The 6,015-nt window shown below is 60.6% G+C and carries 6 protein-coding genes, 1 tRNA gene and 1 pseudogene; 7 read left to right on the forward strand and 1 reads right to left on the reverse strand.

Annotated elements, in window-relative coordinates:
* Window positions 1–64: 64 nt before the first annotated feature.
* Window positions 65–141: transfer RNA gene (locus ACTHND_RS19235), tRNA-Met, on the forward strand.
* Window positions 142–253: 112 nt separating this feature from the next.
* Here ACTHND_RS19235 and ACTHND_RS19240 read toward each other — a convergent pair.
* Window positions 254–406 (reverse strand): hypothetical protein, encoded by a 153-nt coding sequence (locus ACTHND_RS19240; RefSeq protein WP_440179590.1) that lies wholly within the window; start codon window positions 404–406, stop codon window positions 254–256.
* A gap of 331 nt (window positions 407–737) precedes the next feature.
* On the opposite strand from ACTHND_RS19240, the gene ACTHND_RS19245 reads away from it, so the two are divergent.
* The 6 genes and pseudogenes from ACTHND_RS19245 to ACTHND_RS19270 form a co-directional block, all read left to right on the forward strand.
* Complete coding sequence (locus ACTHND_RS19245) at window positions 738–1,124, forward strand: RidA family protein (protein WP_440179591.1); 387 nt, start codon at window positions 738–740, stop codon at window positions 1,122–1,124.
* A 1-nt stretch (window position 1,125) separates the two neighbouring features.
* Window positions 1,126–2,277, forward strand: a complete 1,152-nt coding sequence (locus ACTHND_RS19250) for a hypothetical protein (RefSeq protein ID WP_440179592.1) — start codon at window positions 1,126–1,128, stop codon at window positions 2,275–2,277.
* A complete protein-coding gene (locus ACTHND_RS19255; RefSeq protein ID WP_440179594.1) occupies window positions 2,270–3,040 on the forward strand; it encodes an SDR family oxidoreductase in 771 nt (256 codons plus the stop codon). The genes ACTHND_RS19250 and ACTHND_RS19255 overlap by 8 nt, the downstream gene beginning before the upstream one ends.
* The gene (locus ACTHND_RS19260) at window positions 3,040–4,317 is read left to right on the forward strand and encodes an alanine racemase (RefSeq protein WP_440179595.1); all 1,278 of its coding nucleotides are present in this window, start codon (window positions 3,040–3,042) and stop codon (window positions 4,315–4,317) included. Before ACTHND_RS19255 ends, ACTHND_RS19260 begins: the two co-directional genes overlap by 1 nt.
* A gap of 12 nt (window positions 4,318–4,329) precedes the next feature.
* Window positions 4,330–5,793: an N-acyl-D-amino-acid deacylase family protein gene (locus ACTHND_RS19265; RefSeq protein WP_440179596.1), complete on the forward strand. Its 1,464-nt coding sequence runs from the start codon at window positions 4,330–4,332 to the stop codon at window positions 5,791–5,793.
* Between the two features lie 30 nt (window positions 5,794–5,823).
* A pseudogene (locus ACTHND_RS19270) lies at window positions 5,824–6,015 on the forward strand (glucose/galactose MFS transporter); the annotation flags it as partial.

A 6,015-nucleotide genomic window follows, 5' to 3' on the forward strand; every position in this document is an offset into this window, starting at 1 on the left:
GGCCATAAGCCACACAGACAAACGTAAAATGCCGGGCGGCGCTCAAACGCCCGACACTTGGTGACGCGGGGTGGAGCAGCCCGGTAGCTCGTCAGGCTCATAACCTGAAGGTCGTCAGTTCAAATCTGGCCCCCGCAACCAAGCCTATTACACCTTCAAGTGTGACAGACTGAAGCTCACAGGAAGGCGTAACACAGACCCCCGAGGCGAAAGCCAAGGGGGTTTTTGTTTGGCGGCAACCTTCGGCCAGGCACTAAAGGGTTTGGGCGTAGTCGCCGTAGAGTGTCACATAGATGTCGGACGAATTTTCGGCAGGCGTACCCTCGCAGATATGCAGAAAGGCGGCCAAGTTGAATTTGCGGCTATGCTTAGGTCGGATGGTAGTCGAATGTTTGGTCGCGATCATCCTGCTTGTTCGGCACATCTCCGAGGGGCGGATTATGCCTTGCCTGAAGGCAATAAATCTGCAGATGCCCGGCGGACGCGCCAGCCAGCTACGTCGATTGTAATAGATGCGTTGATCGCGGCTTGGTTTTGGCTTCGGGTTCGGCGTCCTCCCAAAACCGATTTTGACGCCCGTTTTCCTCCTAACGCAGAATGGGCGCTTTAAGCTCAATCCATCGACGCGCAGAAAAAAAACGCTGCCCATTGTGGACTCGTTTGACACCCCATGTGAATGTAGCTTATTAAATGTAGCTAAGCTACTTAAGCAAATATATGTATTCAGAGGTGTGTCCATGACCATCAACCGTATCGGCGATCCGCGCTCCGGCAGTGGCGGGCAAATGCTGCCTTTTGCGCAGGCAACGGAAGCCGGCGGGTTTGTGTTCGTGTCCGGCCAGGTCGGTTTCGATGCCGGCGGCGAAATTGTGCAGGGTGGCATCGTCGCCGAGACAAAACAGACCATGGATAATATCGTCGCCATCCTCGCCAAGGCTGGCTGTACCCTGGCCGATGTCGTGAAGGCCAATGTCTGGCTTGACGACACGCGTGACTTTGCGGCGTTCAACCGCGTCTATGCCAGCTATTTCGATGGCCAGTTGCCGGCGCGCTCGTGCGTGCGTTCGCAGATCATGATCGACGCCAAGGTCGAGATCGACGTCATCGCCTACAAGGCCAAATAGGGTGACGGCGGCCGTCTACGCCTATCCGTGGAATCTACACGACCTGGATGCCGATGTCGCGCGTGTCCGGGCCATGGGCGTGGATGAAATAAGCCTCGGGGCCAGCTATCACGCTGGCAAGTTCATTCATCCGGGCGATCCGAAGGCGCGGGTCTATTTCCCGGAAGACGGCAAGGTCTATTTTCGTCCCCGCAAAGCCTACGGCATCGTACAGCCGCAGGTCTCGTCCCTGACGACCGGACGAGATGTGCTGGCGGAATTGTGCAATCGGGATGATGTCGCCGTCAATGCCTGGACGGTGCTGCTGCACAATACGCGTCTGGGCATGAAGCATCCGGACCTGGGGGTGCGCAATGCGTTTGGCGATGCCTATCCTTACAGCCTGTGCCCATCCCAACCGGAGGTGCGCGCCTATGCCGTCACCTTGTGTGCTGATCTGGCGGAAAACTACCGGCTGAAAAGTCTGTTGCTGGAGACGCCGGGCTTCCTGACCTATGGCCACGGCTTCCATCATGAATTTGCGCAAGTGGTGCCTAATGCATGGCTCGATGCCATGCTGGGTTTGTGTTTCTGCCAGCGGTGCCGTGAAGGCGCGAAGGGAGACGGAATCGATGTTGATGGCCTTGCCGCGCGGATATGCGCAGCTGTCGACGCTTGGCTGGCTGGCGGCGCTGATCAGTCGCTGGATCAGTGGAACGCCGAAGATGCGGATCTGGCCGCGTTTCATCGCTTCCGCTGTCAGGTCGTGACTTCACTGGTGGCCGATATTCGCGCGGCGGTGGACCCGGCAGTGAAGGTCAAGGTTATAGCCACTTGCCAGCGGCCCCATGCCACGGCTTATCTGGAAGGCCATGACCTGGCGGCACTTGATGCGGTCAGCAATGGGCTGGAACTGCCACTTTACCAGTCTTCACCTGAAGACGTGGTGGCGGATGGTGGTTATGTGCTTGATCTCGTTCCAGCGTTCCGTACCAGTGTTATCCTGCGTCCCGGTTATCCTGACATGGGTCAGGAGACCGACCTGAGCGCGGCGCTGGCGGGGCTGCGCAATCTGGGAATAGGCGATTTTGCTTTTTACAATTTCGGTATGCTGCGTCCGATAAACCTCGAATGGCTCCGGAACACGCTGACTAAAAAGGTGGCTTATGTTTGATTTTAGCGGAAAAGTGGTTCTGATCACTGGGGCTGCGGGGGGCATCGGCCGGGGGCTGTGCGAAGCTTTTCTCGGCTGGGGTGCCACGGTTTACGCGCTGGATCGCGATGCGGGCGCTCTGTCCACAATGGACACGCGCCTGAAAACGGCGGCAGTCGATCTTACCGATCTGGCGGCCACAAAGGCTGCGATCGATAACCTGGTGACGGCGCACGGATCGGTGGATATCCTGGTCAACAATGCCGGAGCGGCCGCAGCCACGGCTCTGGCAACGCTTAAGCCGGAAGACTGGACGCACGATCTTGCCATCAATCTGAGCGCCGCCTACCACTGCGTCGAGGCGGTGAAGACGTCGATGTTTGCGCGTAAATCGGGCGTCATTATCAATATCGGCACGGTCAATGCCGGCCTCGCCATTGGTCACCCGGCCTACAGCGCCGCCAAGGCCGGGCTGGTCAGCTATACCCGTTCGCTGGCCATCGAATATGGCCCTCTGGGCATCCGCGCCAATCTGGTGGCGCCGGGCACGGTCAAGACCCAGGCCTGGGCCGAACGCGCGGCCAAGAAGCCAGAGGTCTTCGACGACCTGAAGAAGTGGTATCCGCTGCGTGACTTTGCCGACCCGAAGGACATCGCCAATGCCGTCGCCTTTCTCTCCTGCGATCTGTCGCGCATGATCACCGGCGTGGTGCTGCCGGTCGATGCCGGTCTCACGGCAGGCAATCCGGTTCTGGCCGCCGAACTGACCCTGGAGTCGTTCTGATGGCGCTCAAGCTGGATGCTATCCTCGACCTGCCCCTGACGGCACGCATCAAGGGCCTGCCGGCTTCCGCCGAGGGCTTGCCGCTGCGCGAGGCCGGGGCGCAGGACTGGAACCTGCTCGATGGTTCGATCCCGCTGCCGGCGGCGGTGATCCGCAGCAGTGTGCTGACGAAAAACCTGAATGCTTTCCAGATCTATATCGATCAGGCAGGCGCGAAACTGGCGCCGCATGGCAAGACCAGCATGTGCCCGCAACTGTTCGATCGGCAACTGGAAGCTGGCGCCTGGGGCATGACGGTGGCGACGGTTTCCCAGGCCAATACGGCGCTGGATTTCGGCGTTCAAAATCTGCTGATCGCCAATGAACTGGTAGGGGAAGCTGAGATTCGCGCCTTGTCGGCACGTCAGGACGCGGCACCCGATACATGGATCCTCAGCCTGGTCGACAGCCTGGCGGGCGTCGAACGGCTGGAAGCGATCCTGACAGGCGCTGGCGCCAAAAGACCTTTCCAGGTGATGGTCGAACTCGGTCTTTCCGGTGGCCGGACGGGCGCGCGTACGCGTGACCTGGCGCTGGGAATCGCCCGGCGCGTGGCGCGATCGCCCAGGCTCACCCTGCGCGGTGTCGAGGGCTATGAGGGCCTGATCGTGACCGGTGATGCGGCGGCGGATGCTGTCCGCGTCGATGCCTTCCTCGATGACCTGCTGGGCCTGTTCCATACCTGCCGAGACGAAGGGCTGTTTACCGGCGAGCCTGTCATCAGCGCCGGCGGTTCGGCCTATTTCGACCTGGTGGCGCGCGGCCTGAAAACCGAGGGCATCACGCCCTTGCTGCGCAGCGGCTGTTACCTGACCCATGATACCGGTTTCTACAACAGGCTGTTGGCCCATGTCGGTGAGCGCAGAGTGCTTGGTCCGGCGCCGGCGCTTCAACCCGCGCTTGAGGTCTGGGCTCAGGTCGTTTCCCATCCGGAGCCCGACCTGATCATCGTCAATGCCGGCCGCCGCGACCTGTCCGACGATTCCGCCCTGCCCAAGGTCGAATACCATGCCGTGCCGGGCGAGGGCGCCAAGACGCAGGCCGTTGAGGGCTGGTCGTTTTTCCGCATGAACGACCAGCATGGCTATATCCGTCTGCCGCACGGCGCTCAGGTCAGTATCGGCGATTATGTCGGCCTCGGTATCTCACACCCCTGCACCACCTTCGACCGCTGGCCGGTCCTTCTCGAAGTCGATGACGCTTATTCAGTCATCGGCGCGCTCAAGACGTTCTTCTAAGAGTACCAGCCTATGTCACCTGCACCTGCCGATATTCTCCTGCGCAATGGCCTTGTCTTCGATGGGGGGGGGGACGCGCCTTTCAGGGCGGATATCGCCATCCGCGACGGCCTGATCATTGCGGTCGGTGACCTGGCCGACCTGCCGGCGGGTAAAAGCTTCGATCTGGGTGGCAAGGCCGTGGCGCCGGGCTTCATCGATGTTCATTCGCACGACGATTACGCCTGTATCCGTCAGCCGGAAATGACGGCAAAAATCAGCCAGGGCGTGACCACGGTCGTGGTCGGCAATTGCGGCCTGTCGATTGCGCCGCTGCGTTTCCCCAACGAACCGGAAGAACCCTTCAACCTGCTGGGTGACTTCAGGGCCTTTGCCTATGCGAGCTTTGCCGACTATGCCATTGCCGTCGACCAGGCGCGGCCGGCGGTCAATGTGGCGGCTCTGGTCGGCCACACCACCTTGCGCCGCATCTGTTTGCCGGACCTCAAAAAGGCTGCCAGCCCGGCAGAACGCAAACAGATGCAGGCCCTGCTGGCCGAGGCGCTGGAAGCCGGCGCGACCGGTATGAGTTCGGGGGTCTATTATCCGCCGGCCGCCGCCGCCGACCTCGATGAACTGACGGCCCTGGCGCGGACGGTGAGCGCTCATGGCGGTGTCTATGCCACCCATATTCGCAGCGAATATGACGGCATTCTCGAAGCCTTGGAAGAGGCATTCACGACCGCCAGCCCGACCCAGACACCGCTGATTATTTCGCACCACAAGTGCGCGGGGGTGCGCAACTGGGGGCGCTCGGTCGAGACGCTGGGCTTGATCGACAACGCGGCCAAAAAGCAGCCGGTGGCCATGGACTGCTATCCCTATACGGCAGGATCTTCCGTACTGAATCCGGACCTGTGCGATGGTGAGATCAAGGTGCTGATCAATTCGTCGGAAACCCATCCGGACCAGGCCGGGCGTTATCTCCATGATATCGCCAGTGAATGGGGCATTAGCGAATGCGACGCTGCCGTTCGGCTGCTGCCGGGCTATGCCTGCTACTTCCAGATTCACGAAGACGATATGCGCCGGATTTTGGCGCATCCGCTGTGCATGGTTGGTTCCGACGGCCTGCCAAATGACAAGAACCCGCATCCGCGCCTGTGGGGCACTTTCCCGCGCGTGCTGGGGCATTATGCCCGTGAAGAGAAGCTGTTCCCGCTGGCCGAGGCGATTGCCAAAATGACCGGGTTGCCGGCCAAGCGCTTTGGCTTCCATGATCGCGGCCGGATCGCCATTGGCATGGCGGCGGATATCACCGTCTTTGACGCCGATACCGTGGCTGACCGCGCCACTTTTGAGAAACCGGTGCAGATTTCGGCCGGCATCGAAGAGGTTTTCGTCAACGGCGTCCATAGCTGGTCGCAGGGCAGGGGGCTGGATCGCGCCGGTGGCTTCCTGTCACATAAGCGTATCAGGGCCGATGCCGCCGAGTAGTGGCTGTAAATAAATAGGGGAAACAACATCATGCCGACACCTGGACCCGTAACTGCCGCGAATGCACCTGAGAAGACCCCCTGGGGGGCGGTGCTGATGTTCTGCGGCCTGTTCGCCATCTTCGGCTTCGTCACCTGGCTGAACGGCCCGCTGATCACCTTCTCCAAGCTGGCCTTTTCCTTGAGCGATGTCGAAGCCTTCCTGGTGCCGTCGGTCTTCTAC

Source organism: Asticcacaulis sp., from assembly GCF_051954415.1.
Classification (GTDB): Bacteria; Pseudomonadota; Alphaproteobacteria; order Caulobacterales; family Caulobacteraceae; genus Asticcacaulis.

Coding starts and splice junctions, on each gene's coding strand:
- ACTHND_RS19240 (WP_440179590.1), bottom strand. CDS start 406: ATGATCGCGACCAAACATTCGACTACCATCCGACCTAAGCATAGCCGC.
- ACTHND_RS19245 (WP_440179591.1), top strand. CDS start 738: ATGACCATCAACCGTATCGGCGATCCGCGCTCCGGCAGTGGCGGGCAA.
- ACTHND_RS19255 (WP_440179594.1), top strand. CDS start 2,270: ATGTTTGATTTTAGCGGAAAAGTGGTTCTGATCACTGGGGCTGCGGGG.
- ACTHND_RS19260 (WP_440179595.1), top strand. CDS start 3,040: ATGGCGCTCAAGCTGGATGCTATCCTCGACCTGCCCCTGACGGCACGC.
- ACTHND_RS19265 (WP_440179596.1), top strand. CDS start 4,330: ATGTCACCTGCACCTGCCGATATTCTCCTGCGCAATGGCCTTGTCTTC.